General features: G+C 61.9%; 23 protein-coding genes. 11 read left to right on the forward strand and 12 right to left on the reverse strand.

What is annotated here, in order from left to right; all coding sequences use genetic code 11:
* The first annotated feature begins 105 nt into the window (after window positions 1-105).
* From P3T25_RS21975 to P3T25_RS22005, 7 genes are all read left to right on the forward strand, one after another.
* Window positions 106-1,344 (forward strand): SfnB family sulfur acquisition oxidoreductase, encoded by a 1,239-nt coding sequence (locus P3T25_RS21975; protein ID WP_171926891.1) that lies wholly within the window; start codon window positions 106-108, stop codon window positions 1,342-1,344.
* Between the two features lie 31 nt (window positions 1,345-1,375).
* Entirely contained in the window at window positions 1,376-2,758 is a 1,383-nt protein-coding gene (locus P3T25_RS21980; protein ID WP_429358943.1) for an LLM class flavin-dependent oxidoreductase, read from the forward strand.
* A gap of 116 nt (window positions 2,759-2,874) precedes the next feature.
* Complete coding sequence (locus P3T25_RS21985; protein ID WP_233468866.1) at window positions 2,875-3,873, forward strand: substrate-binding domain-containing protein; 999 nt, start codon at window positions 2,875-2,877, stop codon at window positions 3,871-3,873.
* A 141-nt stretch (window positions 3,874-4,014) separates the two neighbouring features.
* A complete protein-coding gene (locus tag P3T25_RS21990) occupies window positions 4,015-5,373 on the forward strand; it encodes an LLM class flavin-dependent oxidoreductase (RefSeq protein ID WP_154560102.1) in 1,359 nt (452 codons plus the stop codon).
* A 200-nt stretch (window positions 5,374-5,573) separates the two neighbouring features.
* Window positions 5,574-6,413 carry a CmcJ/NvfI family oxidoreductase gene (locus tag P3T25_RS21995; RefSeq protein ID WP_429358944.1) on the forward strand — a complete coding sequence of 280 codons (840 nt, stop codon included), beginning with the start codon at window positions 5,574-5,576 and terminating at the stop codon, window positions 6,411-6,413.
* Between the two features lie 251 nt (window positions 6,414-6,664).
* Entirely contained in the window at window positions 6,665-8,038 is a 1,374-nt protein-coding gene (locus tag P3T25_RS22000; RefSeq protein WP_429358945.1) for an MmgE/PrpD family protein, read from the forward strand.
* A complete protein-coding gene (locus P3T25_RS22005; protein ID WP_097392112.1) occupies window positions 8,035-9,363 on the forward strand; it encodes an LLM class flavin-dependent oxidoreductase in 1,329 nt (442 codons plus the stop codon). Before P3T25_RS22000 ends, P3T25_RS22005 begins: the two co-directional genes overlap by 4 nt.
* Before the next feature lie 119 nt (window positions 9,364-9,482).
* Here the strand turns inward: P3T25_RS22005 and P3T25_RS22010 are convergent, their stop codons facing one another.
* The 6 genes from P3T25_RS22010 to P3T25_RS22035 form a co-directional block, all read right to left on the reverse strand.
* Window positions 9,483-10,358 (reverse strand): amino acid ABC transporter ATP-binding protein, encoded by an 876-nt coding sequence (locus P3T25_RS22010; protein ID WP_429358946.1) that lies wholly within the window; start codon window positions 10,356-10,358, stop codon window positions 9,483-9,485.
* On the reverse strand, window positions 10,345-11,151 hold the full coding sequence (locus P3T25_RS22015; RefSeq protein WP_429358947.1) for an amino acid ABC transporter permease: 807 nt from the start codon (window positions 11,149-11,151) through the stop codon (window positions 10,345-10,347). The genes P3T25_RS22010 and P3T25_RS22015 overlap by 14 nt, the downstream gene beginning before the upstream one ends.
* Window positions 11,141-11,902 carry an amino acid ABC transporter permease gene (locus P3T25_RS22020; RefSeq protein ID WP_171926884.1) on the reverse strand — a complete coding sequence of 254 codons (762 nt, stop codon included), beginning with the start codon at window positions 11,900-11,902 and terminating at the stop codon, window positions 11,141-11,143. The genes P3T25_RS22015 and P3T25_RS22020 overlap by 11 nt, the downstream gene beginning before the upstream one ends.
* A complete protein-coding gene (locus P3T25_RS22025) occupies window positions 11,899-12,744 on the reverse strand; it encodes a transporter substrate-binding domain-containing protein (RefSeq protein WP_429358948.1) in 846 nt (281 codons plus the stop codon). Before P3T25_RS22025 ends, P3T25_RS22020 begins: the two co-directional genes overlap by 4 nt.
* Before the next feature lie 369 nt (window positions 12,745-13,113).
* Window positions 13,114-14,754 (reverse strand): chaperonin GroEL, encoded by a 1,641-nt coding sequence (gene groL, locus P3T25_RS22030; RefSeq protein ID WP_154560094.1) that lies wholly within the window; start codon window positions 14,752-14,754, stop codon window positions 13,114-13,116.
* A gap of 18 nt (window positions 14,755-14,772) precedes the next feature.
* Window positions 14,773-15,063: a co-chaperone GroES gene (locus tag P3T25_RS22035; RefSeq protein WP_007177123.1), complete on the reverse strand. Its 291-nt coding sequence runs from the start codon at window positions 15,061-15,063 to the stop codon at window positions 14,773-14,775.
* A gap of 290 nt (window positions 15,064-15,353) precedes the next feature.
* Here P3T25_RS22035 and P3T25_RS22040 point away from each other — a divergent pair, with 290 nt between their 5' ends.
* Both P3T25_RS22040 and P3T25_RS22045 read left to right on the forward strand, forming a co-directional pair.
* On the forward strand, window positions 15,354-16,571 hold the full coding sequence (locus tag P3T25_RS22040; RefSeq protein WP_429358949.1) for an acyl-CoA dehydrogenase family protein: 1,218 nt from the start codon (window positions 15,354-15,356) through the stop codon (window positions 16,569-16,571).
* A gap of 55 nt (window positions 16,572-16,626) precedes the next feature.
* Window positions 16,627-16,971: a DUF3088 domain-containing protein gene (locus P3T25_RS22045; protein ID WP_171926882.1), complete on the forward strand. Its 345-nt coding sequence runs from the start codon at window positions 16,627-16,629 to the stop codon at window positions 16,969-16,971.
* Between the two features lie 147 nt (window positions 16,972-17,118).
* Here P3T25_RS22045 and P3T25_RS22050 read toward each other — a convergent pair whose 3' ends face one another.
* The 6 genes from P3T25_RS22050 to P3T25_RS22075 form a co-directional block, all read right to left on the reverse strand.
* On the reverse strand, window positions 17,119-18,066 hold the full coding sequence (locus tag P3T25_RS22050; protein ID WP_154560091.1) for a TauD/TfdA dioxygenase family protein: 948 nt from the start codon (window positions 18,064-18,066) through the stop codon (window positions 17,119-17,121).
* A gap of 31 nt (window positions 18,067-18,097) precedes the next feature.
* The gene (locus P3T25_RS22055) at window positions 18,098-19,474 is read right to left on the reverse strand and encodes an LLM class flavin-dependent oxidoreductase (protein WP_429358950.1); all 1,377 of its coding nucleotides are present in this window, start codon (window positions 19,472-19,474) and stop codon (window positions 18,098-18,100) included.
* A gap of 46 nt (window positions 19,475-19,520) precedes the next feature.
* Window positions 19,521-20,387, reverse strand: a complete 867-nt coding sequence (locus tag P3T25_RS22060) for an ABC transporter ATP-binding protein (RefSeq protein WP_429358951.1) — start codon at window positions 20,385-20,387, stop codon at window positions 19,521-19,523.
* A gap of 71 nt (window positions 20,388-20,458) precedes the next feature.
* A complete protein-coding gene (locus P3T25_RS22065) occupies window positions 20,459-21,343 on the reverse strand; it encodes an ABC transporter permease (protein ID WP_171926880.1) in 885 nt (294 codons plus the stop codon).
* Between the two features lie 48 nt (window positions 21,344-21,391).
* A complete protein-coding gene (locus tag P3T25_RS22070) occupies window positions 21,392-22,246 on the reverse strand; it encodes an ABC transporter permease (protein WP_171926879.1) in 855 nt (284 codons plus the stop codon).
* Between the two features lie 16 nt (window positions 22,247-22,262).
* Window positions 22,263-23,330: an ABC transporter substrate-binding protein gene (locus P3T25_RS22075; protein ID WP_429358952.1), complete on the reverse strand. Its 1,068-nt coding sequence runs from the start codon at window positions 23,328-23,330 to the stop codon at window positions 22,263-22,265.
* A gap of 277 nt (window positions 23,331-23,607) precedes the next feature.
* Between P3T25_RS22075 and P3T25_RS22080 the strand changes: the two genes are divergently transcribed.
* Together P3T25_RS22080 and P3T25_RS22085 are read left to right on the forward strand one after the other, a co-directional pair.
* The gene (locus tag P3T25_RS22080) at window positions 23,608-25,098 is read left to right on the forward strand and encodes an MFS transporter (RefSeq protein WP_171926877.1); all 1,491 of its coding nucleotides are present in this window, start codon (window positions 23,608-23,610) and stop codon (window positions 25,096-25,098) included.
* 142 nt (window positions 25,099-25,240) lie between these two features.
* The gene (locus tag P3T25_RS22085; RefSeq protein WP_429358953.1) at window positions 25,241-26,689 is read left to right on the forward strand and encodes a SidA/IucD/PvdA family monooxygenase; all 1,449 of its coding nucleotides are present in this window, start codon (window positions 25,241-25,243) and stop codon (window positions 26,687-26,689) included.
* Window positions 26,690-26,725 lie beyond the last annotated feature (36 nt).

The following is a 26,725-nucleotide window of genomic DNA, read 5'->3' on the forward strand; positions in this document are numbered from 1 at the left end:
AATGTCGTTTGCCATCCGAAGGAATATCGATTGCCGAATCGTTCAGTTTGCGCATGCGGTGTCCGCTGATAGATTGAGCGCACAGTCATTCAAGCGGAGATTCCCATGGCAGAGATTGGCGAAGCGGCTTCATCGAATACCCGCGACGAGAGTAGACACGCGGTCCGTGTGATCGCCGATGATGCGCAGGCCATCGCGGTGGCGCACGAGCTTGCCGGTCGCCTCGCGCAAGGCGCGGCCGAGCGCGATACCGAACGCCGCTTGCCGCACGAGGAGATCGAGTGGTTCTCGCAATCCGGGCTGTGGGCCATCACGGTGCCGAAGGCTTACGGCGGAGCGGGCGTGTCGTTCGTCACCTTGACGGAAGTCATCAAGATCATTGCAGCAGCGGATCCGTCGCTCGGGCAGCTACCGCAGAATCACTTCGGCCTGGTCGACGTGATCGCGCTGACTGGCACGGAAGAGCAGAAGAAATATTTCTTCGCCCAGGTGCTGGGCGGCAAGCGTTTCGGTAACGGCTTTTCGGAGAAGGGCACAAAAAACGTGCTCGATCTGAAGACGAGCGTGAAGTGGGACGGGAGCGACTACGTCGTACAGGGCACCAAATTCTATTCGACCGGCGCGCTATTCGCCGACTTCGTCCCCGTACTGGGGCTCGATAGCGAACGCAAAGGCTGGCTCGCCTATATTCCGAAGGGCACACCGGGGCTGACCGTGATCGACGACTGGTCGGGCTTCGGTCAACGCACTACGGCAAGCGGCACAGTCGTGTTGGAAAGCGTACGCGTGCCGTCCTCGCACGTGTTGCCGGCGCATCGCGTGTCCGATTTTCCAACGCTCAACGGTCCGATTTCGCAGATCATCCAGGCCGCCATCGATGCCGGCATCGCGAAGGCGGCGCTCGACGACACGCTGACGTTCGTGCGCTCGCGCTCGCGGCCGTGGATCGACAGCGGGGTCGAGCGCGCGAGTGACGATCCGCTGACCGTGCGGGAGATCGGTCATTTGCATATCCAGTTGCACGCCGCCGAGGCCTTGCTCGAACGGGCCGCGCGCGTGATCGACGAGATCGCCGCGAAGGCCGAAACGACCGAAGACGACGTGGCGCGCGCATCGGTTGCCGTGGGCGAAGCGAAAGTGTTGACGACGGAAATCGCCTTGCTGGCTGGCGAAAAACTGTTTGAACTCGCCGGTACGCAGTCGACGCTCGGCGAACACAATCTCGACAGGCACTGGCGCAACGCGCGTGTGCATACCCTGCATGATCCGGTGCGCTGGAAGTATCACCTGGTCGGTAACTACTATCTGAACGGCGTCAAGCCGGCACGCCACCCCTGGAATTGACGCCAGGCGCACTCCTTAACCGAACCCGATCATGGCCAGAGAAATCCGCCTTAACGCATTCGACATGAACTGCGTGGGGCATCAGTCGCCAGGCTTATGGGCGCATCCACGCGACACGTCGTGGCGTTACAAGCAACTCGATTACTGGACCGACCTCGCGAAACTGCTCGAGCGTGGCAAGTTCGACGGTCTTTTCATTGCTGACGTGCTGGGCATCTACGACGTTTTCAACGGCAACGGGGAAGCCGCGATTCGCCAGGCCGCGCAAGTCCCGGTCAACGATCCTGTTCTGCTCGTCTCGGCGATGGCGAACGTGACCGAACATCTCGGCTTCGGCGTGACCTGCTCGCTCTCGTATGAGCACCCGTATCCGTTCGCGCGGCGCATGTCGACGCTCGACCACCTGACCAACGGCCGGGTTGGCTGGAACATCGTCACTTCGTATCTGGACAGCGCCGCACGTAATATCGGCTTGCCGGCTCAGGCTAATCACGACGAGCGCTATTCGCTTGCCGAGGAATATCTCGAGGTCTGCTACAAGCTGTGGGAAGCGTCGTGGGAGGACGACGCCGTGGTGCGCGATGTTGTGCGGAAGGTCTTCACCGAACCGTCGAAGGTTCATCCCATCAACCACCGTGGGCAGTATTTCGACGTGCCGGGCATTCATCTTTGCGAGCCGTCGCCTCAGCGCACGCCCGTGCTCTACCAGGCGGGCGCTTCGAAGCGTGGCAAGGACTTTGCCGCGCAGCACGCCGAGTGCATCTTCATCGCTGCCCCGTCGCGCACGATCCTGAAGAACTTTGTCGCCGATATTCGGGCACGCGTAAAGTCGTTCGGTCGCGACCCACACGACGTGTTGATTTTCAACCTGCACACAGTGATCACGGGCAAGACGTCGGCGGATGCACACGCGAAGCACGCCGACTATCGCCGCTATACAAGCGACGAGGGCGCGCTCGCGCTGATGTCGGGATGGACCGGCATCGATCTGTCGAAGTACGACCTTGACGAGCCGCTGCGCTATATCGAGAGCAACGCGGTGCAATCGGCCGTGGAGGCTTTATCGAGCGCAGATCCGACACGTGTGTGGACCGTGCGTGAGATTGCGAAGTGGGGCGGCATTGGCGGACTCGGACCGCTTTCAGTGGGAAGTCCGCAGGAGATCGCCGACGAGTTGCAGTCGTGGGTCGAGGAGACCGACGTCGACGGATTCAATCTCGCTTATGCATTGACCCACGAGAGCTTCGCGGATTTCGTCGACCTGGTCGTGCCCGAACTGCAACGACGAGGTGTCTACAAGACCGACTACACCAACGGCACGCTGCGCGAAAAGTTGCATGGCGGTGGTCCGCGATTGGCCGAACCGCATCCCGGCGCCGCCTATCGCACGCACACTTCGGCCCATGCCGGATAGCACCGCGCCTACTCAAAAAACGTCGACTAACAGGTTGGAGATCATTGATGAAATCGTTTCTTCGTCGCAAGCTCGATGTGAGCCTTACGTTCCGCACACTCGCCCTGGCGGCCACAATGCTGGCCGGCGCCGTAGTGCACGCGGCTCCGCTCAAAGGTGCGCCCGCACCGTTCGACAAGGGTGGCGTGAAGATCGCGCTCGTCAACTATCTGTCGACGGGTGATTTCTTCCAGGCCTATGAAGCCGGTGCGCAAAAGCAGGCCAAAGCGCTCGGCATCGATCTACGCATTTACGAAGGCCGTCAGGATGCGGCCGAACAACGTGAACAGATCCAGCAGGCGATCAGCCTGGGCGTATCGGCGATTATCGTGAATCACGGCTTGCCCGAATCGCTTAAGGACGTCGTGCAGCGTGCCTTGGATAAAGGCATCAAGGTCGTCGCGTTCGATGTCGACCTAGGCAATCCGAAGGTACCGCAGATCGAGCAGAGCGATCGCGATCTGGCAGCGTTGCTGCTCGATCAGGCGGTGAAAGATAACGGCGATACCTTTGCCGCCGGCTATGTATACGTAGCGGGTTTCGCGCCCCTCGACCGGCGCGATGCCGTATGGCGTGACTTTAAGGCCGCCCATCCGAAGGTTCAGGAGAAGGCGCGCTGGGGTACGGTGGACAATCCGATCGCGCAGTCGGTGGCCAACCAGGCTGCTGCAGCCTATCGTGCTCATCCGGAGATTCGTGTGGTGTTCGCGCCTTACGACGAATTCGCACGCGGCGCGAAGCTCGCTGCGGACGAGGCGAACCTGTCGTCGAAACTGCGTATTTACAGCGCCGATATTTCGACCTCCGATATCGAGGCGATTCGCGCGCCGAATAGCGCGTGGGTGGCGACCGCGGCGACGAATCCGGCGGTGGTCGGTGCGGTGTCCGTACGGGCCGCGGCATTGCTTCTCGCGGGGCAAGCGCCCGAGCACCGGATTGTCGTCAAGCCGACGCTGATCACACGCGACGATCTGGTGAAGAACAACATCAGGACGATCGCCGAACTCGGCGATAAATTCCCGGCATTCCGTTCGAGCGACGCCGCCACGGCAGCGTGGATTCCGGCGGCGGAGTGAACCTCGTTAAGGGCCGCACGGGGTTGTCGTGCGCAATCGCGTCGCGAGCACGTCAAATACGAGGCTGGGCTTCGCAACGCGGCCGCCCAGCCGGCGAGCTCGACGCGAGATCTCGCCGTCAATCATCTCCTTTGGACTTCCATGAGCAAACGTAGCGGACACCTGCGCCTCGGCGCTTTCCTTTACCCTGCCGGACACCACATTGCGGCGTGGCGGCATCCCGAGGCACAAGCGGACGCCGGCGTTAACTTCCGTCACTATGTCCGACTCGCGCAAGCGGCCGAGGCCGCGAAGTTCGATCTGATCTTTCTCGCCGACGGCGTGGGGACACGCGGCGACAACGTCGACTTTCTGAGCCGCACGGCGCACAGCTACGTGGCTCAGTTCGAGCCGATCACGTTGCTGTCGGCGCTGGCGGCCGTGACTGAGCGCATCGGTCTGGTCGGCACCGCCTCGACGAGTTTCAACGAGCCGTATCACATTGCCCGCAAGTTCGCGTCGCTCGATCACATCAGCGGGGGGCGTGCGGGTTGGAATCTGGTCACCTCGTCGAGCGAGCATGAAGCGAAGAACTTCAACCGTGACAAGCATTTCGACCACGCCGAGCGTTATGCACGCGCCGCTGAGTTCGCGGAAGTCACAGGAGGTCTGTGGGACAGTTGGGAAGACGACGCGTTCGTCCGCAACAAAGCCGAAGGGCGTTTCTTCGACCCCGCCAAACGGCATGTGCTGGATCACAAGGGACGTTTCTTTCAGGTCAAGGGACCGCTGAACGTTGCGCGTTCTCCGCAGGGGCATCCGGTCGTCGTGCAGGCCGGGTCGTCCGAAGCAGGCCGGGACCTCGCAGCGAAGACCGCCGAAGTGATTTTCACGGCGCAGCAAACGCTGCAGGACGCGGCGGACTTTTATGCGGACGTGAAGGGACGCATGGCGGCTTACGGTCGTCATCCGGACGATCTGAAGATCATGCCGGGCGTATTTCCGATTGTCGGCCGCACCGAAGGTGAGGCGAGAGAGAAGTTTGAGCAACTGCAGTCGCTCGTTGATCCGAAGGTCGGACTTGCGCTCGTATCCGGGCTGACCGGTGGGTTTGATCTCTCGGACTATCCACTCGACGGGCCGATCCCTGAGCTGCCCGAAACGAATGCGAGCAAGAGCCGTCAGGTGTTGACGATCGAACTGGCTCGTCGCGAGAACCTCACGATCCGCCAGCTCTATTTGCGGGTCGCGGGCGCGCGCGGCCATTGGCAACTCGTCGGCACGCCGGCGCAGATCGTCGATCAACTCGAAGAGCGCTTTGTGAATCACGCCGCCGACGGTTTCAACGTGATGCCGCCCGTGCTGCCGGAGGGTTTGACCGATTTCGTCGAACTGGTATTGCCGGAGTTGCGGCGACGCGGGTTGTTCCGCGAAGACTATGAAGGACGCACGCTGCGCGAGAACCTGGGATTGCGGCGGCCGGAAAACCGCCATTTTTCTGTACACCAATCCGGCGCTTAACTTTCCACAATTCGTTATTTCCTCCCTGCGTGGCAGTCGCCTACGCTGAAACGATAGATGCATGCGCCTGCCGCCGCCACGCGTTGCGTGCAGCGGCCATAGCCTACTGGTATCTCCATCGGCAGAGGCGCAGCGCGTGGTCGCAGGCAATCGATTTGCGGCCGTTCAACGAATCGTTTTAACGTGATGAGGATGCGAACATGAGCGATATCGTCATCGATGCACCGGTGTCTGCCGCGACGGTCGAGGCAGAGTTGAACTACCTCGAGTTCACCGGCGAGAAGCCGGTGTCGTACCAATACGAACCGCCGCCGGGCGTTCCGAAGCGCAGTGGCGTGTACCGGCCGCATCGGGTGAGCATTTCAAATGCCCGTGTCGCGCCGCCGCCTGGCGCGTTGTCGCTCGATCGTAACGGCTTCGAACTGCATCGGCACGCTAGCGCGCTGAACGATTTCTCCGATCCGGCAAAGATCGAATCTGTCTACTATCGTGAAGCGGAGCAGTTGCTGAAACAGGCCACCGGCGCTCGCCGGGTGGTCGTGTTCGATCACACGCTGCGTGACGGCAATCCTGAGCGCAGCAATGGTGTAAGGGAGCCCGTCAAGTACATCCATAACGACCAGACTTTTGTGTCGGGGCCGCGCCGGGTGCGCGATCATCTGCCGACAGGTGAAGCGGAGCGGTTGCTGCAAGGCCGTGTGGCAATCGTGAACTTGTGGCGTCCGATTGGAGAAACGGTGCAATCGTCGCCGCTCGCGCTATGCGATTCGCGCAGTATCACGCTCAACGATCTGGTGGCATCGGACCTGGTTTATCCCGACAAGGTCGGCGAGACGTATGCGTTGGTCTTCAATCCGCGGCACCGCTGGTACTACTTTCCGCATATGTCACCCGATGAATTCCTGTTGCTGAAGATTTACGATTCGGCGGGCGACGGCATTGCGCGTCTCACGGCCCACACGGCATTCGACGATCCCACGTCGCAGGCCGATGCGCCGCCGCGCCGGAGCATCGAATTGCGCACGCTGTTGTTCTTTTGAGCGCCGGCGTTGAGCGCACCGGCATGCCGTGAAATGCAGGGCAGCCGATAGCGGGACGTGTCCGCTGCAGCATCGCAGAATCTGCAATATCGAAAGCGTGAATTCTTGTTTGTTTGTGACGCAACGTTTGGTTAGCATGCGGCGTTTGGGTCGTTGCATTACCTCTTTGGTCGACACAGCTTTTGTTTTTCGTCGAGCGAGGTGAGCGTAACGCTTGCCCGGTGCGTTTTCACAGCTCTCACGCCTTCGACATGTCAAGCCTCCATGCATCCAACGCCGGCCAGCAGGCCACCGGCGTGACACGACGGCTGGCCGCCGCGATCGCTCAGGCGTCGCCGTCCCGCGACGCCGCTGTCATTGCCGCCGCAAGACGCGGCATTCTCGACTTTCTCGCCGCTGCATTTGCCGGTGCGAGCGACAGCGGCTATCAAAAACTCCTGTCAGTCAGCGCCAACGACTCGCGCGGCGAAGCGTCGGTGATCGGCAGCAACGCCCGTGCATCGGCGCAGCAGGCTGCGTTGCTCAACGGTTACGCGGGGCACGCGCTCGATTACGACGACGTGCATAGCAGCGTAAGAGGCCATCCTGCGACGGTATTGCTGCCTGCGCTGTTCGCGCTGGCACAAACACGCGGCAGCAGCGCGCTCGACTTGCTCGATGCCTACGTCGTTGGCGTCGAAACGATGGCGCGGCTCGGTCTCGCGCTCGGCAGCCGACACTACGAGCAGGGCTTTCATAACACCGCGACATTGGGCGCACTTGGCGCGGCAGCCGCTGCGTCTTATCTGTTGAAGCTTGATGCCGGTGCCGTAGAGAACGCGCTGGGTCTTGCCGCCACGCAGTCAGCCGGCCTACGCCTGCAGTTCGGCAGCGAAGCGAAACCCTTGCATGCCGGGCTCGCCGCGCGCGCCGGTTTATTCGCCGCCGAACTCGCGGCAGCGGGACTGCAGGGCTCGCCGGAGGCACTGGATGGACCGGTCGGCTTTTTCGCCGTGTTCAGCGGCGGCGCCGCGCAACCCGAACGCGTGCTCGACGGTTGGGGCGCACCCTGGCAAATCGCAGTCCCGGGTCTGTACTTCAAGCCGTGGGCGTGCTGCACGGCGACGCACTATGCCGTGCATGCCGCATTGACGTTGCGCGACACATACCGTCTCACGCCGGACGACATTGCCGAGGTGGCGGTGATATTTCCGCCTGGCGGCGACACACCGCTTTCCAGACATTTGCCCTCGACCGGTCTCGAAGCGCGTTTCAGCGTCGCCTACGCAGTCGCGGCCGCGCTGACGGATGGTTCGCCCAGCGTGGCTACATTCGCCGATGTGCCCGTGCGCGACGACCTGATTGCACTCGCGCGGCGCGTGGCAAGCCGTCACGATGAAACCGCCGCGCGCGCGTCGACCGATCCGGCCACGCGTTTCTCGACCGTCGAGATCGCATTGCGCAATGGGACGGTACTGAGCCATAAGACCGACCGTCTCTACAGCGCGGAGGATCTGGCCGCGAAGTTCGCGGACGCCACCGGTCATGACGAACGCCTCGCTTTCATCCCCGCGCATATCGACACGATGCAGAGCACCGCCGACCTCGCTTCCCTTTTCAATGTCTTCGCACAGATCCACGTATGAGCACGAATAACAGCAGTACCCGCAGGCAGATGCGTCTCGGGCTCTTCATTCAGGGCGCGGGACACCACGTCGCCGGCTGGCGGCATCCTGACGCGCAGGCGGGCAGCGAGAATCTCGCGCTGATGCAGCGCATCACGCAAACCGCCGAACGTGCCAAGTTCGACATGGTCTTTCTTGCCGATGGCCTCACCAGCGGCCCCGATGCGCATCCGTCGATGGCGATGCGGCTCGAGCCGCTGTGCCTGCTGTCGGCGCTCGCTATGGGCACGCGCCACATCGGTCTCGCCGCTACCGCGTCGACCACGTATAGCGAGCCGTATCACGTCGCGCGCGCGTTTGCATCGCTGGATCATCTGAGTAGCGGGCGGGCGGCCTGGAACGTCGTAACGACTTCGTACGACCGCACGGCCGCGAATTTCACACGTGGCAATCACCCGGATCACGCGCTGCGCTATGAAATGGCGGGTGAGTTCGTCGACGTCGTCAAGGGACTATGGGACAGTTGGGATGACGACGCGGTGCTCAAGGACAAGGCGCGTGGCGTCTACTTCGATCCTGCCAAGGTCCATACGCTGGATCACAAGGGGCAGTTCTTCGCCGTCAAAGGTCCATTGAATGCGTCGCGGCCGCCACAGGGGCATCCCGTAGTGATTCAGGCCGGATCGTCCGGACCGGGGCAGGACCTGGCCGCGCGCACGGCGGAAGTGGTGTTTACCGCGCAGCAGACTATTGAAGAAGCGCAGGTCTTCTATCGCGATCTGAAAGGCCGCTTGCCGAAATTTGGCCGTGAGGGCCAGCAGTTGCACGTGATGCCGGGCGTGTTTCCTGTTATCGGCAGGACGGAGCAGGAGGCGAAAGACAAATACGCACAGTTGCAGGAATGGACCGATACATCGGGCGCGTTGTCACTGTTGTCCGATCGGCTGGGGCACGACGTGTCGAAGTATCCGCTCGATGGTCCTCTGCCGGAGTTGCCGGAATCCGATCAACTCAAAAGCCGTGCCAAACTACTGACCGATCTCGCACGCCGCGAGAATCTGACTTTGCGCGAGCTGTATTACCTGGTGGCCGGCGCGCGTGGGCACCGCATCGTATGGGGTACGCCTGTGCAGGTGGCGGATGCGCTCGAAGAGTGGTTCACGGGCGAAGCGGCCGACGGCTTCAATATCATGCCTCCGTATTTCCCGGGCGGTCTCGACGACTTTGTCGAACTCGTTGTGCCGGAGTTGCAGCGGCGTGGGTTATTCCGCACCGAATATAGCGGTACGACCTTGCGCGATCACCTCGGTTTGCAGCGGCCTGTTAGCCGCTATGCGGGGCAGTGAGATACAAGCAGTAAAACGCGGAAAACAAAACGCGGCGTCTGCTCAGCAGACGCCGCGTTTTTTTCAAGCTTGCATCCCGACCCGCGCCGTACTGGCAGGTCCAGATCGTTCGAGATCGTCTAGATCGCGAAGTGGCGCAGATCCAGTGCCAGCGGTGTGCGGGGCGCCGCCGCATGGGCAGTCTCCGGCGCGGACGGGGTATGCGCCAGAAACTCACGCGTACGCGGATTGACCGGCGCGCGGAACAGCGCGTTAGCCGGGCCATGTTCGACAATCACGCCGGCCTCGGGGAAATACACCGCATCGCTTACTTCCTCGGCAAAGCGCATCTCGTGCGTGACGAGCACGCAGGTCATGCCGTCCCTCACCAGATCGCGGATCACGGTCAGCACTTCGCCCACGGTCTCCGGATCCAGCGCCGAGGTCACTTCATCGAAGAGGATCAGATCCGGCTGCATCGCAAGTGCGCGTGCAATCGCCACGCGCTGTTGCTGACCGCCCGACAGTTCACCCGGATACGCATGGGCCTTGTTCTCGAGGCGGACCTTCTTCAGCAGATCGTAAGCGGTGCGAGTGGCGCTGGCTTTGTCGCGCCCCAGGATGCGCACGGGCGCGACAACCAGATTGTCCAATACGCTCAGATGCGGAAACAGGTTGTATTGCTGGAACACGAAACCGACGCGCTTGCGTAGTTCGATCTCGTCGCGTTCAGAGGCGAGCCGGTCGACGCGGATACCGTCGACTTCGATCTCACCGTGTTGGGGACGCAATAGCCCGGTAATGGAGCGCAGAATCGTCGACTTGCCCGACCCGGATGGTCCGATGATCGACACGGCCTGCCCGCGGAACACGTCGAGGTCGATACCCTTGAGCACCGGCGTCGAGCCGAATGACAGATGCACATCGCGCAACCGGACTAGTGGGCGCACGGCCGCAGCAGCGGCTGCGGATGCGGATGCGGATGCGGGAGCGAGCGAGACATCAACTGAAAGCATAGCGTTTCTCAAGAAGGCGGGTGAAGCGCGCGATCGGGTAGCAGTAGGCGAAAAACAGCCCGAGCACGGTGAAATAGACGAGGACCGTGAAATCCGCGCGCGCCACGGTATTGCTCGCCACCTGCGCGGTGTCCAGCAGATCGTGCACACCCACCAGCGACGCGAGCGCGGTCGCCATCGTGATGCTGGCGTACAGGTTCATCCACGGCGGCAGCATCCGCTTCACGCATTGCGGCAGGATGATCCAACGGAACACCTGGGTTCGGCTGAACGCAAGCGAACGTGCCGCGTCCCACTGTGCATGAGGGATCGACTGGATCGCACCGCGAAAGATCTCGGCGAAGTTGGCGCTGGCCGGCAGCGCGAGTCCGAGCGTGACCTTGAACCAGTCAGGAAACGGCACGATGTGTTGACCGAGCGCGATTTCGAATGGGAACACGTAGGTCGAAAAATAGATCAGCACGAGCAATGGGGCATTTCGAAACACCTGCACATAGCTGCGGACAATCAGACGGACGCCCCGGATCGGCGACAGCAGCAAGGGGCCGAGCGCAAGACCGGCGAGTGTGCCGAGTGCAATGGCAAGCAGGCTGATTTCGATGTTGACCCACAGAGATTTGCCGAGCGCCGGCGCCCACGTGATGAGTGCGGCGAGTGCGGGATAGCTTGGGCCATGCGCGATCTCGTGTTCGGCGAGCGCCAGCAGGGCGGCGACACCGACCACGCTGGCAAGGGCAAAGAGGGAACGGTACCGCCCGTCCCGCGCGGGCACGATGATGGATTCAGTGGCCATAGCCTGGCATCCTCAGACGGACTTCGAGCCAGCGTCCTGCGCGATTGATCGCAAAGGTCAGTGCACCGAAGAACAGCAGGATCAGGATCATCAACTCGAGCACGTTGTCGCGCTGTGTCCAGATCATGATCGATGCATACGTGACGTCGCCGACGGCGATTGCGGAAGCGACGGTGGTCATCTTCACCAGGTCGACCATGTTGTTGACGAGCGCAGGCAGGGCGAAGCGCAGCGCGAGCGGCAACTGCACGCTCCAAAGGCGTTGGCGGCGGCTGAAACCGAGCGACTGGGCTGCTTCGAGCGTGGTGCGCGGCACCGCTTCGATACCGGCGCGCAGGGCTTCGGCATGAAACGCGCCCTTGTGCAGCGAGATGACGATCGCGCTCCAGATGAACGGCGTCAGCGGATTGCCGCCCAGATTGCGCAGTGCCTCGCTGAGCAGCATGTTGATCACCAGAAAGGCGCAGAAAAGCTGCACGAGCGTCGGCGTATTGCGCGTGATCTCGACGAACACGCGAGCGGGGCGCGCGAGCGCCGGACGCTGGGAAGTGACTAGCGCCGCCAACACCACACCGGCGCCAAGACTGCCGAGCGCCGTAACAAGCGAGAGTTCCAGCGTGACCAGCATGCCATGCAGGAACGACGCGAGTTCGTCAGGCGCGAGAACGAAACTGTAGTTCAGCCCGATCCTGCTGATCGCATCAACCACGCTCGCGGCGGCGTGCGAGAGCACTTGAGTCGACTCGCTCATGCACCTTGCGCCTTGTACTTCGCATGCAGATCGAGCACGGCTTGCGAGGGCTGCATGCCGTTCTTGTGCTCGACGTCGATCAGCCAGCCGCTGCGATGCCAGTCCTGCACGATTTTTTCGAGCGCGCTCTGCGTATCCGTTTCACCCTTGCGAACCCAGATTACAGACGGCGATGGAATCAGCTCGTTAGATACGGGAATCGTATAGTCCTTCCAGTCCGGATTGCGCACGACGAGCAGGCGCAGCGTAGGGGCAACGTGAACCGCGGCGACGCAGTTATTGCCGCGCAATGCGAGAAGCGACTCCGGTTGGCCGCGAAACGCCTTCACCTGTGCGCCATATTCTTCGGCGAGCGGCTTCGTATAGTTGCTGCCCTGCGAGACGCAGACGGGCTTGCCGCGCACGTCGTTCCAGGTCTTGATGCCGCTGTCCTTGCGGGTAATCAGCGCACCGCCGATTTCCTCGAACGGGGTGGGCGGATAGGAGAAAAGCTCGGCGCGCTCCTTGGTGACTTCCATGTTGGCGATCAGGGCATCGACCTTGCCTTGCTGCAGGAACTGCACGCGATTCGACGGTTGGACCGGCGTCAATTCCACGTCGACGCCGAGGCGTTTCGCGACGTCGTTCGCGAGATCGATATTAAAGCCGAGCGGTTTCTGTGTGGCGGGGTCCAGCGAGCCGAACGGCGGCCCGGACAGGATCACGCCGATGACGATCTTGTGCCGCTGATGAATCCGATCGAGTGTCGTATCGGCGTGGGCGGCACTGGCGCCCAATGCTGCGAAAAGCGTTACGGCGCGCAATGCGCGCTGGAGGGTGGGGCGGGTCGGTCGGCTGAACATGAAAGATAGGCGGAAGTCAGGTTGGATCCTGATATCGCTCCGGTCGATCGGTGTGACTTCGTTGCTATGAGGCCACCAGGACTTGCCGGAGGAGAAATACAGGACGCGATTCGGGACTGCCTATTCTCGGCATGTGTGACGCCGGAAAGAACCAAGGATTTTTCATACCGTTATCTGATTCGCGCATTTATGCAGACGCGAGCGTCGTTGAAACGGAGAAATGGATGTTGTGGCGGATTTGACCGGCTATGCACCGGTTGTGTGTGCCGCGCTATATCCGGCTGACACGTTTGCTCCTGTTGCAGCACGCCGGCATGCTGTGGAAAGCATGCCGGCGTGCTTGTGCGGCTAGCGCGTTGACGCTCAGAATCAGAAATCCAGTCCCGGCCCACCTGCGCCCGGACCGCCAGGCTGGCCGGCTGCCGGCGCATCCTTCGGTGCTTCGTGAACGGTGGCATCGGTGGTCAGCAGCAGACCCGCAACCGAGGCCGCGTTTTGCAGCGCCGTACGCGTGACCTTGGTCGGATCGAGCACGCCCGATTCCACGAGGTCGCCGTATTGGCCGGTCTGTGCGTTGTAGCCGAAGTTGCCCGTACCGTCGGCCACTTTCGCGACCACTACGCTGGCTTCTTCACCGGCGTTCGTCACGATCTGGCGCAGCGGTTCTTCGAGCGCGCGCAGCACGATCTTGATGCCCGCATCCTGATCGGCGTTCACACCTCTGAGTCCGCTGATGGCCTGCTTCACGCGGATCAACGCGACGCCGCCGCCCGGCACGATACCTTCTTCGACCGCAGCGCGCGTGGCGTGCAGCGCGTCGTCGACACGGTCTTTCTTTTCTTTGACTTCGATCTCGGTCGCGCCGCCCACCTTGATGACCGCCACGCCGCCCGCCAGCTTCGCCACACGTTCCTGCAGTTTTTCCCGGTCGTACTCGGAGCTTGCTTCCTCGATCTGCGTGCGGATCTGCTTCACACGCGCTTCGATGTTCTTGCTGTCGCCGGCGCCGTCGATAACCGTGGTGTTCTCCTTGCCCACCTCGATGCGCTTGGCTTGACCGAGTTCCGCAAGCGTCGCTTTCTCGAGCGACAGCCCGGTTTCTTCGGCGATCACCTGGCCGCCGGTCAGAATCGCGATGTCTTCAAGCAGGGCCTTGCGGCGGTCGCCGAAGCCCGGCGCCTTGACCGCGACGGTCTTCAGAATGCCGCGAATGTTGTTGACCACGAGCGTAGCCAGCGCTTCGCCCTCGACGTCTTCCGCAATGATCAGCAGCGGGCGCCCGGCTTTGGCGACCTGTTCCAGAATCGGCAGCAGATCGCGGATATTCGATACCTTCTTGTCGTGCAGCAGCACGAACGGGTTATCGAGCACGGCAACCTGTTTGTCCTGATCGTTGATGAAATAGGGCGACAGGTAGCCGCGATCGAATTGCAGGCCTTCCACCACGTCGAGTTCATCGTCGAGCGACTTGCCGTCTTCCACGGTAATGACGCCTTCCTTGCCGACCCGGTCGATCGCTTCGGCGATACGCTGGCCAATCGACTCTTCGCCGTTGGCCGAGATCGTTGCGACCTGAGCGATTTCCTTGCTGGTCGTGGTCGGCTTGCTGATCTTCTTCAGCTCGTCGATCGCGGCGATCACGGCCTTGTCGATGCCGCGTTTCAGGTCCAACGGGTTGAGGCCTGCCGCGACGTATTTCTGGCCTTCACGCACGATGGCTTGCGCGAGCACGGTCGCGGTGGTGGTGCCGTCGCCGGCGGCGTCGCTGGTGCGCGAGGCAACTTCCTTCACGAGTTGCGCGCCGATGTTCTGCACGCGGTCCGGCAATTCGATTTCCTTGGCGACCGAGACGCCGTCTTTCGTCACCACCGGCGAGCCGAAGCTGCGTTCCAGCACCACGTTGCGGCCCTTCGGACCGAGCGTGACCTTGACCGCGTTGGCCAGAATGTTGACGCCTTCTACGAGCTTCGAGCGGGCGACGTCGCTAAAAATGATTTCTTTTGCTGCCATGGTTTGATGCTCCGTTCGTTATTGCGTGACGACTGCGACGACATCTTCTTCGCGCAGCACGAGCAATTCGTTGCCGTCGACTTTGACCGACTGGCCGGCGTACTTGCCGAACAGCACACGTTCGCCGACTTTCAGGTCAGGCTCGATGCGTTTGCCGTCACTATCGCGCTTGCCCGGCCCAATGGCGATCACTTCGCCCTGGTCCGGCTTTTCGGCGGCGCTTTCGGGAATGACGATGCCTGAAGCAGTTTTGGTTTCCTGGTCGAGACGCTTGACGATCAAGCGGTCATGCAAGGGACGTAGACTCATGGTTCGACTTCCGCGATTGAAATTTGGCACTCGTCGTTGGTGAGTGCTGACCGGAATCGAGTATAGAAAGATGCCGTGCGACGCTCCAATAACGGATTCATCGATCCTTATCGGCGAATGGCATTTCAGAAACGCGCATATCCATAGCTTGATTCGCTGGTTTTGCAAGGTGGGCCGCGTCCCTATACTGATCCGTCGAATCGGCACGTCCCATCGGGATGCCGATACACGCTCACAGGACAAACAGCCGGATCAAGCCTGATCCGCGCGCTTATACAAGGAATGACGGCATGCAGGTCTCTCAGGAAAGCACGGCACGTGCGCGGCTTCAGGCGGCGCTCACCGCGTTGCCGGCGCTCGCTAAAGCGATCGGTGAAGATGCCGCGCAACGCGAGGTGCGGCGCGAGTTGCCGTTCGACCGCTTCGCATTGTTTCGCGAATCGGGGCTCGGCGTGCTCCGTTTTCCGGTTGAATGGGGCGGCCTCGGCGGTTCGCTGGAAGACCTCTTCCATGTGATCGCCACGCTGGCTGCGGAAGAGTCGAATGTCGCGCATGCATTGCGGATTCATTTCGATCTGACCGAACAGTTGGTGCTGTCACCGCGCTCCGCCTTCAACGACACGCAGATCGAACGCGTACGGGAAGGGGCGATCTTCGGCGGCGCGTCGACGGAGCTTGGCACATCCAGGCCCGGTGAAATCGTCACCAGGCTGGTGCGCGACGGTGAGCACTTTCGCGTAACGGGCAAAAAATATTACTCGACCGGCACGGCGTTTTCCGACTATGCGCGCGTCAATGTGCAGGACGAGAACGATGAGAAGGTGTCGATTGTCATCCCGGTCTCACGTGAGGGCCTGCAGGTGCTCGACGATTGGGACGGGATGGGGCAGCGCATGACGGCGAGCGGCAGTCTCGTGCTCGACAACGTGCAGGTATTTGCCCATGAAATCGCAACACGCGGCTATACGAGTCTCGCAGGCCGCCATGGCAGCGCGGTGCGGCAATTGCATCTGGTAACGGTCGCGGCAGGTATCGTGCGCAACATTCTTGCGGATGCACGGCGCTACGTGACGCAATACGGGCGCCCGGTGCTGCATAGCCCGGCACCCTCGGCGCGCGAGGACGGTTTCGTGCAGCAGGTGGTAGGCGACCTCGCGGCGCACAGCCTCTCGATCGACGCGCTGGTCGTGCAAAACGCACGCGCCCTGGACCGCTCGGCAAATGCAATCCGTAGCGGCGCAGCCAATGCGGAAGACCTCGTGCTGGAAGGGTCCTTGGCTACCGCCAAAACGCAACTGGTGGTCAGCAAGCTGGCGCTCTATGCGGGCGAGCGCCTGTTTGAAATCGGCGGGGCATCGGCCACGGGGCGAGCGCACAATTTCGACCGTCACTGGCGCAATCTGCGCACGATCTTCAGCCACAACCCGTTACTGCATAAAGCACGCGTGATCGGCGATTACGAGTTGAACGGCGTGACCACGCATCTGACTGAAGGGCGCGTTTTCTGAAATTCCTGGAAAAAACGCTGCGATCCATTTACCCATCATCCAATGACTGAATGCCATGAGCCGAGATCTGCTTTTGCTGTTGGAACCGGGCTTTACCGATCCGAACCACCCTGGTGAGCGCTTTATCTGTCCGGATGGCGCGCCTATCGAAGGTTTGCTGGCGAGCGACCCTGCGCTTAACGCACGCCTGGACATTCGCCGTCTGCCGTTTCCGCGTCCGCGCGCGGCGGTCGTGGAGGCGCTCGATGCCGAGCACCAGAGTCTGCCGGTGTTGATTTTCGGCGACGATCAGCCTGCGCCGGCAGATGCCCAGACGCTGGGCGAGAAGCGCTTCGAAACGGATACGCGCCGGATCCTCGACCTGCTTGCGCAGCGTCACGGTTTCCCCAAGGTGCATTGACGCAGCGGCTGCAAGCCGGCTTGGCGCAGTAACGGCAGTACGCGCTCACCTAATAAATTGAGGTCAGGCCGGAAATCGAAGAAACTCAGCTGCACGCCGTCGACGCAGATGAGGGCGCAGCCAGAGTTGAGTAAGTCACCGCGAGCCTCAGTTCAACGCGACTGCCGCCGCGGCGCTCACCGGCGAGCCTTCGATCGCGACCGACTGCGCACCGTCCGGGCCAACCGGCACATCGCCCACCAGCGTCGTGCGATACAACTGCCGGTCGAAGTCGAGATCGAAAATATCTGTGGGGGCGAGGTGAGCGGTCGCGCGGTTGTCCCAGAACGCTACGCTGCCGGCCTCCCATTTGAAGCGAACGGTGAACTCCGGCCGCGTCACGTGTTCCCAGAGAAGTTCGAGCAGCACCTGGCTTTCGCGCGGCGTCACGCCGACGATCGACTTCAGGAAGCTAGGGCTGACATAGAGCGCCCGCTCGCCCGTTTCCGGATGCACTCTGACGAGCGGATGCTCGGTAACGAGAATGCGTTGTTCGACGGCTTTGACGAATGCTTCCGTTCCGCTTGCGCCGGCTGGCGGCGTAAAGCGATGCAGTCCGCGCAGGCCATCGACGAACGTGCGCAACGGCGCGGAAAGCTTCTGATACGCGGCCACCAGGTTGGTCCACTGCGTATCGCCGCCGTAAGGCGGAATCGTCACGCCGCGCAGGATCGACGCCCAGGGCGGATTGACCGCGGCCGTCACATCCGTGTGCCAGCCGGTCCAGGGGCGCTGCAGCGCTTGCCCCTCAAAACGCGTTGCCTTGCGGTACTTCGAGATCGAATAGATTTCCGGATGGCCGTCGACATGGCCGAACACCGGATGTCCCAAAGTTAACTCGCCAAACTGTGCCGAGAAAGCGACGTGCTGTTCGTGCGTCAGGAACTGCTCGCGAAAGAACACGACGCGCCACTTAAGAAGCGCCGCGCGAATGTCCGCGATCTGACGTGTATCCAGTTTCTGTGTGAGATCGACACCGTGGATTTCTGCGCCGATATGCGCTGAAAGCGGGTTGACCTGAATCGACTGTACTTCCTGCAATGCGGCTGCGCTCATGCGAGGCTCCTGGCGAAGAGAACGTGTTGCGTCAATATCCCGCTACGGCGGGTAGCTGTTTTGTCTCGGCGGTATAGCGGTTTGCAGGTCGCGGCAGCCCGAGATTCTCGCGTAGCGTGCGGCCCTCGTATTCAGTGCGGAAAAGTCCGCGCCGTTGCAACTCCGGCACCACCAGTTCGGCGAATTCCGTCAACCCGCCCGGTAACCACGGCGACATGATGTTGAAGCCATCCGCGCCTTCTTCTTCAAACCACTGTTGCAACTGGTCCGCGATGCTTTGCGGCGTGCCGACCACCTGCTGATGGCCGCGAGCGCCGGCAATGCGTAGATACAGATCGCGGATCGTCAGGTTTTCGCGCCGCGCGAGATCGAACAGCAAGCGTTGACGGCTCTTGCCACCGTTGGTTTCCGGCAACTCGGGCAACGGCCCGTCGACGGGATACTGGGAAAGGTCTACACCGCCCGACATATTCGACAACAGCGCCAGACCGACCGTCGGATGAATCAGGTCCTGCAGCGCGGCGAACTTCGCGTCGGCCTCTTCCTGCGTGCGGCCGACAATCGGAAAAATGCCCGGCATGATCTTCAGATGATCCGGCGAGCGGCCGTATTTCGCGAGGCGGCCTTTGACATCGCGATAGAACGACTGCGCTTCATCGAGTGTTTGATGCGCGACGAAGATCACCTCCGCGGTTTGCGCGGCGAGCTCACGTCCCGCTTCCGATGCGCCGGCCTGGACGACGACCGGCCATCCCTGCGGCGAACGCGCGACGTTTAGCGGTCCGCGCACCTTGAAGTGCTTGCCTTTGTGACCGAGCACGTGCAGTTTGTCCGGATCGAAATAGACGCCGCTTTCCTTGTCGCGGATAAACGCGTCGTCTTCCCAACTATCCCAGAGGCCTGCGACCACATCATAGAACTCGCGCGCGCGTTCATAGCGGACCGCGTGCTCCGGATGGCGTTCGAAATTGAAATTGAGCGCTTCGGATTCGGTGCTCGATGTGACGAGATTCCAGCCCGAGCGTCCGCCGCTCAGATGATCGAGCGAAACGAATTTGCGCGCGAGGTTGTACGGCTCGTTGAACGTGGTGGAGACCGTGGCGATCAGGCCCACGTGTTTCGTCACGACCGAAAGCGCGGACAGCAGCGTCAACGGCTCGAAATGATCGGCGCGCGCCGTGCGGGATAGCGAGGGTAGATTCGTGTCGCGTACGCTCACGCTGTCGGCGAAAAATATCGTGTCGAATTTGGCGCGTTCGGCGATCTGCGCCAGTTCCGCGTAGTGTGCGAAGTCGAGTCCGCCACTCGCGTGTGCATCCGGATGCCGCCATGCGGCGATATGGTGGCCTGTCTCCATCAGGAAGGCGCCTAGTTTGATCTGCCGCTTCTGGCGATTTTCACCGCTCATCGTTCTCTCCGCGAAGGGTTTGTGTGTATGGGGGATGCCGCGGGTGTCACCACGCGAGCCGCCATTCGGTGATCGGTGGATTCGCTACTGGAATGCGCGTGCCGCCGTGTGGCGTGTCATCGTCGTGAGGCTCATGGCGCGCGGCGTCGTACTCGGCGAAGTCGGCCAGCACTTCGTCGCGCAAATGAATGAAGCGGGGATCGTTACGCTCGCGTGGACGCGGCAGAGCGACATCGACAATCCGTTTGATGCGGCCCGGCCGCGGCGCCATGGTGACGACGCGGTCGCCGAGGTAGAGCGCTTCGTCGACGTCGTGCGTGACGAGAATCATCGTGATGCGTTCGTGTTCCCAGATGCGTTGCAACTCGTTTTGCAGGCGGCCGCGCGTGAGCGCATCGAGCGCGCCGAACGGTTCGTCGAGCAGGAGCACGCGCGGGCGGTTCACGAGACCGCGTGCGATCGCCACACGCTGCGCCATGCCGCCCGATAACTGATGCGGATACGCATTCTCGAAGCCGTTCAGGCCGACGAGCGCGATATGCTGCGCGACCGCATCGCGCTTTTCTCGTGCCGACAGCGGCGCGTTACGCAACGCGGCGAGAATGTTTTGCGACGCCGTGAGCCACGGAAACAGGCGGTGATCCTGAAACACGATGCCGCGCTCGAGCGAGGTATCGCGCACCTTTTCTCCGGCAACGACGATGTCGCCGCTGTAATCGGTGTCCAGTCCCGCGATCAGCCGCAGCAAGGTCGATTTACCGCAACCGCTCGAACCGAGCACGCTGACAAATTCGCAGGGGCGCACCCGCAGGCTGATGTCGTCGAGCACCGCAAGCGATGTGCCGCCTTGCTGCGTATAGCGCTTGCTGACGTGGAGAATGTCGATGCTGTCGGAAAGCGTGGAGGAAGTCATGTGCGGACCTTGATCTGTAATCTGTGTTCAGTGCAAATTCAGTGCATAGCCGGTGAATATCGGCTGCGTGCTTATCGAGCGGCCGCCTGTGAACGGCGCGCAAAGATCGCTCGCTCCACCGCGCGCGCCAGCGCGTTCAACGCCCAACCGGTCACACCGACCACGATCACGCCGAACAGCACCAGATCCATGCGGAACTGCTCACTGCCGTCGATCAGCGTATTGCCGATCCCGCTGCCTGCCACCAGCAGATATTCCGCGCCAAGGGTGGCGAGCCACGAATAGATCAGCGCGAGATAGAGTCCGGTGAAAATCGACGGCAACGCGGCCGGCAGAATGACAGCGCGGATCAATTGCCAGCGCGAATAGCGAAAAGCGCGCGCGACTTCGATGTAGGCGCGCGGCACGGCGTGAATACCGTCACATGTATGCGCGGCGACCGGCAGCAACGCGGCGAGCGAGAGGAACACGACTTTCGCTGCGTCGCCGAGACCGAACCACACGGAAATCAGCGGAATCCATGCAAACAGGGAGATCTGCTTGAACGTGTCGAAGCTCGGGCCAATCATGCGTGTGGCGAGCCGCGAGAAGCCGAGCACACTGCCAAGCAACAGGCCGCCAAGCGTGCCGATCACGAAACCGCTCGCTTCACGCGCGAGCGAGGCGGAAAGGGCCTTGAAAAGCGCGCCGCTGACGATTTGCTGCCAGGCGGTGGCCATCACCTGCGCGGGGCTGACCAGCAAGCCGCTCTTGACGACGTGTGCTTCCGAGATCGCCCACCAGATCGCAATGGCGACGATGGGCAAGACGGCGCCGCGCCAGTCGACGCGTGTGAGCAGGGGCCGGCGCGCACGCGCCGCGCGCTGGAAGGAGGCGGGCACGTTACTACCGCAGTCACAGGACGCATCGGCTGACTGTTTCGATCCGGCAGGCCGCTTAAAGAGAGCAAGACTCATCGTGGATACCTCATATGCGGTGCGTGGCAGCAATCGGCGCCATTACCATTACTCGCGAAACGCCGACGGTTGACCGCGCCGCAAACGCGCTTCGAGCGCGTCGAGCGAACGATTCATCGCGTAACCGATGGCCCCGACCACGACCACCGAGGCCATCACCAGGTCGAGCTGGAACAGTTGCCGGCCGTAGACGATCAGATAGCCGAGCCCTTCGGAAGAGGCCACCAGTTCGACCACCACCAGTGCGAGCCAGGCCTTGGTGAACGCGAGCCGCACGCCGGTGGCGAGCGTCGGCACGGCAGCGGGCAGGACGAGATAGACGATCCGTTGCCAGCGGTTGTATTCGAAGACGCGCGCGACTTCATCGAGCGAGGCGGGTGTCTGGCGGAATCCTTGCAGCGTGCTCAATGTCACGGGAACAAGCGCGGCATGTGCGATCAGGATGTATTTGAGCGGCTCGCCGACACCGACGAGCAGCAGTAGAAACGGCAGCCAGCCGAGCACCGGGATCTGCACGAGCGCATTGAAGCTCGGCAACACGTAGGCCTCGAAAGTGCGCGACAGGCCGAGCGCCGCGCCGAGCACATAACCGACCAAGGTGCCCGCAACGAAGCCGAGCAGCACGCGCTGGAGACTGATGAGCGTATTGCTTGCGAGATCGCCGTTGCGTGTCAACTCGACAAAGGTGTCGAACACCCGCTCAGGTGGCGGCAAAATCTGCGGCGCGATCCAGCCGCGCTCGCAACCGGTCGCCCATAAGGCGAGCAGGACGACTGGCAATACCCACGGCGCGAGATGCCAGGCGAGTGCGCGCAGGCGCGCATTGCGATAGAGCGGCGCGCGCGGCGCCGCGGCGGCGTGGCCGAGCCGTTCGCTATCGACCGGAAATGCGGTTTCGCTCATCGTGATCGCTCCCGTTTTAGCTGAGCGGCTTGCCGGCAGCGTCGTAGCGAGTCCAGTAGTGGTCGAGTTTTTGCGCGCGCAGCGCGTTGTCGAGATATTTCGTCTCGAACCAGCCGTCGACCTGGACGGGTTGGCGGATCAGTTTGAGTTTCAGCGCATCCGCCGCGACCGCTTTATAGCGCGCGACGACAAACGGGTCGATCAACGGCGAATTGCGGTCTTTCAGACTTTGATTCGCGAACTCGGCCTGCCATGAGGAATAGGGCACGCCGCTTTTGGCCCACAGCTTGAAGAGCGCGTCGCGGTTCGCCTCATCCGACGACCATTGCGCGCCCTGAACGAACACGTTGACGACGCGTTGCACGACATCCGGATGCGCGTTATCGAAATCGTCGAGTACCAGCAGATGCGCTTGACGCGTGAATTGCGGCCCATCGTTCTGCGATTCGTAGACGATTTTCGCGAGGCCCTGGTCGCGCAGCTTGTACAGGTGGTAGTCGTTGACCGACGCGTCGATCCCCTTGGACGCCAGCGCGGCGAGCGAGCTGGCGGTGTCGAGATTGATCACGCGCAGGTCGCGCTCTTCGAGCTGATTGGCGGCGAGCGCGTTGTCGGCGACCAGTTGCAGATTGGTGCCGCGAAAGATGGAGACGCGGCGGCCTTTGAGGTCCTTGATCGAACGCACGTCCGAATCCGTGGGCACGGCGATCTTGATACCGGTACGCACGCCCGAGGCGAGCAGGAGGTGAGTCTTCAGGCCGTTGGCGCGGGCGAGTACTGCAGGCAGATCGCCCTGAAAGGCGAAGTCGAGTGACTTGTCGGCAATCGCTTCATTCACGGCCGGGCCGGCGCCTTTGAAGAACAGCCATTCGACCTTGATGCCGTCGGCGGCGAATTCCATTTCGAGCGACTGCTGCAATTGCACGGTCGCCGCGGGGGTGCCGCCGAAGGTAGGCGGGTCGCCCGTGCCCTGCTGCGCAACGCCGATCCGGATCACGGCGGGTTTGTCAGCATAGGCGTGAACCGCGGCAAGCGACAGGGTTGCCACGGCAACGAAAGATTTCAGCAGACGGAAATAGCGCATGCGGCGATACCGATGGATGGAAGAGAATGGAGTGCAAATGCTCAGATGGGCAGAGAGCTGGCACTACACGTTAGATTCGCGTGCCTTCGAATCCAACCAATCATTGCTGATAAGAAAATCTGCAGTAGTTCGAACCACGTTGCCTAAAAGGGTCCGTGCGGCACTGGCGCGGTGCAAGTGCGTGATTCCCGATTTGCATAGTTAAATTCGTTGTTTTGCGTGCGTGGATTGCATGGCTACCATGCGACGCTTCAGCCATTCATGCGAACGCGAGATCATGTCCACTGTTGCTTTTCCATCTACCGTCGCCGACCCGCAAGCGCCTGCGGGTAACACAGCGTCTCCCACTGTCATCCGTAGCGCACAGGATGTTTCGCGCATCGTCAATGCGGGCGCTGCAAAGGGCAGTAACGCACGCATCGTGATTGCGATCGCCCTGGGTGGAGTCTTTCTCGATGCTTACGACCTGACGTCGCTTGCTTACGGGATCAAGGACATCGCGCGCCAGTTTTCGCTGTCGCCGGTTCAGGTGGGATTCGTCTCGTCGGCGATCACGTTCGGCGCGATCCTCGGCGCGCTGTTCGGCGGGTATCTGACTGATCGCATCGGCCGTTATCGCGTGTTCATGGCCGATATGCTCTTCTTCGTGGTGGCGGCGATCGCAGCCGGTCTTGCGCCGAATGCGTGGGTGCTCGGCGGGGCGCGCTTTCTGATGGGCTTCGGCGTGGGGCTCGATCTGCCGGTGGCGATGGCGTTTCTCGCCGAGTTCTCGCGGGTGGCGGGCAAGGGCAACAAGGCGGCCAGTGTCGCCGCGTGGTGCCCCGCATGGTACGCGGCCACGAGCACCTGCTATCTGCTGATTCTCGGGCTGTACGCGATTCTGCCCGAGCATCAGCTTGGTTGGTTATGGCGTCTGACGCTCGCGTTCGGTGCGGTACCGGCCATCGTGATTATTCTCGTGCGCAGCCGCTATATCAGCGAATCGCCTGTTTGGGCAGCGAATCAGGGCGATCTCGAGGAGGCCGCGCGCATTCTGAAGCGCTCGTATGGCGTCGACGCAGTGGTTGAACGAAGCGCGACGCCGGTCAAGGCGCCGCGTGCGGCATCGTGGCGCAACTATGGGGTCCTGTTCAACGCCACTTACCGGCGCCGCACGATTCTTGCCGCGGTGATCGGCAGTGCTTCATCGTTCGGTTACAACGCGATCATTTTCGGCTTGCCGGTGATCATTACCAGCTTCTTTCATCAGGGGCCGCTTACGACGATCATCGCGGCGCTCTCGCTGAATCTGGCATTTGCGTTTGTGGGTGGGCTGATCGGCGTGCGCACCGCACCGACCGTCGGCGCGTGGAAGATGACCGTGCTCGGACACTCGCTGCAGTTCGCCTCGCTTATTGGGCTCGCGCTGATCGGCAAACCGGGCAGCGGCGCGCTTGTGGTGGTCGCGATCCTGTTGCTCGGCGGCTATCTGTTCGGGCAAGGTTTCGGACCAGGCTCCCATTCGATGACCTATGCGTCGCTGAGCTATCCGACCTCGCTGCGCGGAATCGGCGTGGGTTTCAACCAGACCTTGGTGCGTTCCGCGTCGACGGTCTCGCTGTTTCTGTTCCCGGTTCTGGCTGCGGCGTTCGGTACGAAGGTCTTCTGGCTGATCGCCATTGCGCCGCTGAGCTCGCTGCTCGTGCTGCTGGCGATCCGTTGGGAGCCGTCGGGGTACGACATCGACGCCGAGGACTACGCGGATTCAGGGGTGACGTCACGAGCGTAGGGTGCCTCGAAACAAATAAGCAAAGCGAAATTTGTTGGTTTGGGTAAGCCTGCGGCGCCGCGATACTTGATCGTCCGATGCTCACGCCATTCGATTTCGACGCATCCGTCTGCTGTTCAACTCCCAGACCGAAACCGACACCATGACGCAATCCGATCACCCTGATCAGCCTGCGCTCGACACACTGCGGCTGATTGGTCCCGCACCCGAGAACTGGGTCCCGCCGCGCGATGGCATCGACCATAACGTGGTGGTTGTCGGCGGTGGACAGACCGGCGCGGCGTTCGCTTTCGCCTTGCGGCGCGCCGGCATCGGTCAGGTCAGCGTGATCGACGCCGCTGCCGATGAAGGCCAAGCGGGCGTCTGGTTGAATCGCGCCCGCATGAACAAGCTGCGCACCCCTAAATCATTGGTGGGCCCCGAGGCGGGTCTGCCGGGGCTGAGCTTTCAGGCATGGTATGAAGCGCGCTTCGGCGCCGCTTCGTATGCGGAGATCGACCGGATTCCTCGCACGCGTTGGGCAGAATATCTCGCGTGGTACCGGCATTTCCTCGAAATTCCGATTCGCTACGGCACACGGCTTACGCGAATCGAACCTGCGGGTGAGCATTTTCGTTTGCATCTGGAAGTACGCGATGGCGCCACGGTGCGCAATATCGTGGAGACGGCACGCAAGATTGTCCTCGGCAATGGTGTTGCAGGTAACGGCGGGCCGAACATTCCTGCTGTGCTGAAAAACCTTCCGCCGACACTTCGTGCCCACACCTCCGAGGCGATCGATTTCGCTGCGCTGCGCGGCAAATCCGTGGCGGTGATCGGCGGCGCGGCGTCCGCATTCGATGCGGCAGGCACGGCGCTCGAAGCCGGCGCAGGGCAGGTGCATCTGTTCGTGCGGCGTGAGCGGATTGCGTCGGTGCCGGTGACCCGCACGCGCGCTTATCCCGGCGCGTACGACAACTATTTCCATTTGCCAGACGCGATTCGCTGGTCGCAGGCGCGGCGCTTCCGCGTTGCCGGTTCGACGCCGCCAGTCGACGCCCTGGAGCGCGTCACGCGCTTTCCGAACTTTCATCTGCATCTCGGCGCGCCGTGGACACATGCAAGCGTCAGAGACGAGCGTGTGGAGACCGACGTGGCGGGTGAGTCGTTCGCATTCGATTTCGTCATTGCCGGCACGGGCTATGTGATCGATCCGGCGCTGCGGCCGGAGTTGGCGCAGATCGCCGGGCATATCCGCCTGTGGCGCGATCAATACGTGCCCGCCGCGAGCGATAGCGACGACGCGCTGGGCGCGCATCCGTATCTCGGAGCCGCGCTCGAATACCTCGAGAAGGTCGAGGGCGAGGCGCCTTATCTGAAGAACATCCACGTCTACAACCCAGCGGCCTTCGTCAGTTTCGGATTGCCGGTCGGTGACGTGCCGAGCATGAAGCGCGATATTCCCGCCGTGGTGCAGCGAATCAGCCGCGATCTGTTTCTCGCCGATCTGGACGCGCATGAAGCACGGATTCACTGCGATATCGCCGCCGATTTCGACGATTCAATCTACGCACAGAGCGTCTGGCAGCGCGACAGGGTCGACATCGCGTGAAGTGGACCCCAGCAAGCGCACGGTCACGATAGTTCA

The organism is Paraburkholderia sp. GAS32, from assembly GCF_050434225.1.
Taxonomy (GTDB): Bacteria; Pseudomonadota; Gammaproteobacteria; order Burkholderiales; family Burkholderiaceae; genus Paraburkholderia; species Paraburkholderia madseniana.

Coding starts and splice junctions, on each gene's coding strand:
- P3T25_RS21975 (WP_171926891.1), top strand. CDS start 106: ATGGCAGAGATTGGCGAAGCGGCTTCATCGAATACCCGCGACGAGAGT.
- P3T25_RS21980 (WP_429358943.1), top strand. CDS start 1,376: ATGGCCAGAGAAATCCGCCTTAACGCATTCGACATGAACTGCGTGGGG.
- P3T25_RS21985 (WP_233468866.1), top strand. CDS start 2,875: ATGCTGGCCGGCGCCGTAGTGCACGCGGCTCCGCTCAAAGGTGCGCCC.
- P3T25_RS21990 (WP_154560102.1), top strand. CDS start 4,015: ATGAGCAAACGTAGCGGACACCTGCGCCTCGGCGCTTTCCTTTACCCT.
- P3T25_RS21995 (WP_429358944.1), top strand. CDS start 5,574: ATGAGCGATATCGTCATCGATGCACCGGTGTCTGCCGCGACGGTCGAG.
- P3T25_RS22000 (WP_429358945.1), top strand. CDS start 6,665: ATGTCAAGCCTCCATGCATCCAACGCCGGCCAGCAGGCCACCGGCGTG.
- P3T25_RS22005 (WP_097392112.1), top strand. CDS start 8,035: ATGAGCACGAATAACAGCAGTACCCGCAGGCAGATGCGTCTCGGGCTC.
- P3T25_RS22010 (WP_429358946.1), bottom strand. CDS start 10,358: ATGCTTTCAGTTGATGTCTCGCTCGCTCCCGCATCCGCATCCGCATCC.
- P3T25_RS22015 (WP_429358947.1), bottom strand. CDS start 11,151: ATGGCCACTGAATCCATCATCGTGCCCGCGCGGGACGGGCGGTACCGT.
- P3T25_RS22020 (WP_171926884.1), bottom strand. CDS start 11,902: ATGAGCGAGTCGACTCAAGTGCTCTCGCACGCCGCCGCGAGCGTGGTT.
- P3T25_RS22025 (WP_429358948.1), bottom strand. CDS start 12,744: ATGTTCAGCCGACCGACCCGCCCCACCCTCCAGCGCGCATTGCGCGCC.
- groL (WP_154560094.1), bottom strand. CDS start 14,754: ATGGCAGCAAAAGAAATCATTTTTAGCGACGTCGCCCGCTCGAAGCTC.
- P3T25_RS22035 (WP_007177123.1), bottom strand. CDS start 15,063: ATGAGTCTACGTCCCTTGCATGACCGCTTGATCGTCAAGCGTCTCGAC.
- P3T25_RS22040 (WP_429358949.1), top strand. CDS start 15,354: ATGCAGGTCTCTCAGGAAAGCACGGCACGTGCGCGGCTTCAGGCGGCG.
- P3T25_RS22045 (WP_171926882.1), top strand. CDS start 16,627: ATGAGCCGAGATCTGCTTTTGCTGTTGGAACCGGGCTTTACCGATCCG.
- P3T25_RS22050 (WP_154560091.1), bottom strand. CDS start 18,066: ATGAGCGCAGCCGCATTGCAGGAAGTACAGTCGATTCAGGTCAACCCG.
- P3T25_RS22055 (WP_429358950.1), bottom strand. CDS start 19,474: ATGAGCGGTGAAAATCGCCAGAAGCGGCAGATCAAACTAGGCGCCTTC.
- P3T25_RS22060 (WP_429358951.1), bottom strand. CDS start 20,387: ATGACTTCCTCCACGCTTTCCGACAGCATCGACATTCTCCACGTCAGC.
- P3T25_RS22065 (WP_171926880.1), bottom strand. CDS start 21,343: ATGAGTCTTGCTCTCTTTAAGCGGCCTGCCGGATCGAAACAGTCAGCC.
- P3T25_RS22070 (WP_171926879.1), bottom strand. CDS start 22,246: ATGAGCGAAACCGCATTTCCGGTCGATAGCGAACGGCTCGGCCACGCC.
- P3T25_RS22075 (WP_429358952.1), bottom strand. CDS start 23,330: ATGCGCTATTTCCGTCTGCTGAAATCTTTCGTTGCCGTGGCAACCCTG.
- P3T25_RS22080 (WP_171926877.1), top strand. CDS start 23,608: ATGTCCACTGTTGCTTTTCCATCTACCGTCGCCGACCCGCAAGCGCCT.
- P3T25_RS22085 (WP_429358953.1), top strand. CDS start 25,241: ATGACGCAATCCGATCACCCTGATCAGCCTGCGCTCGACACACTGCGG.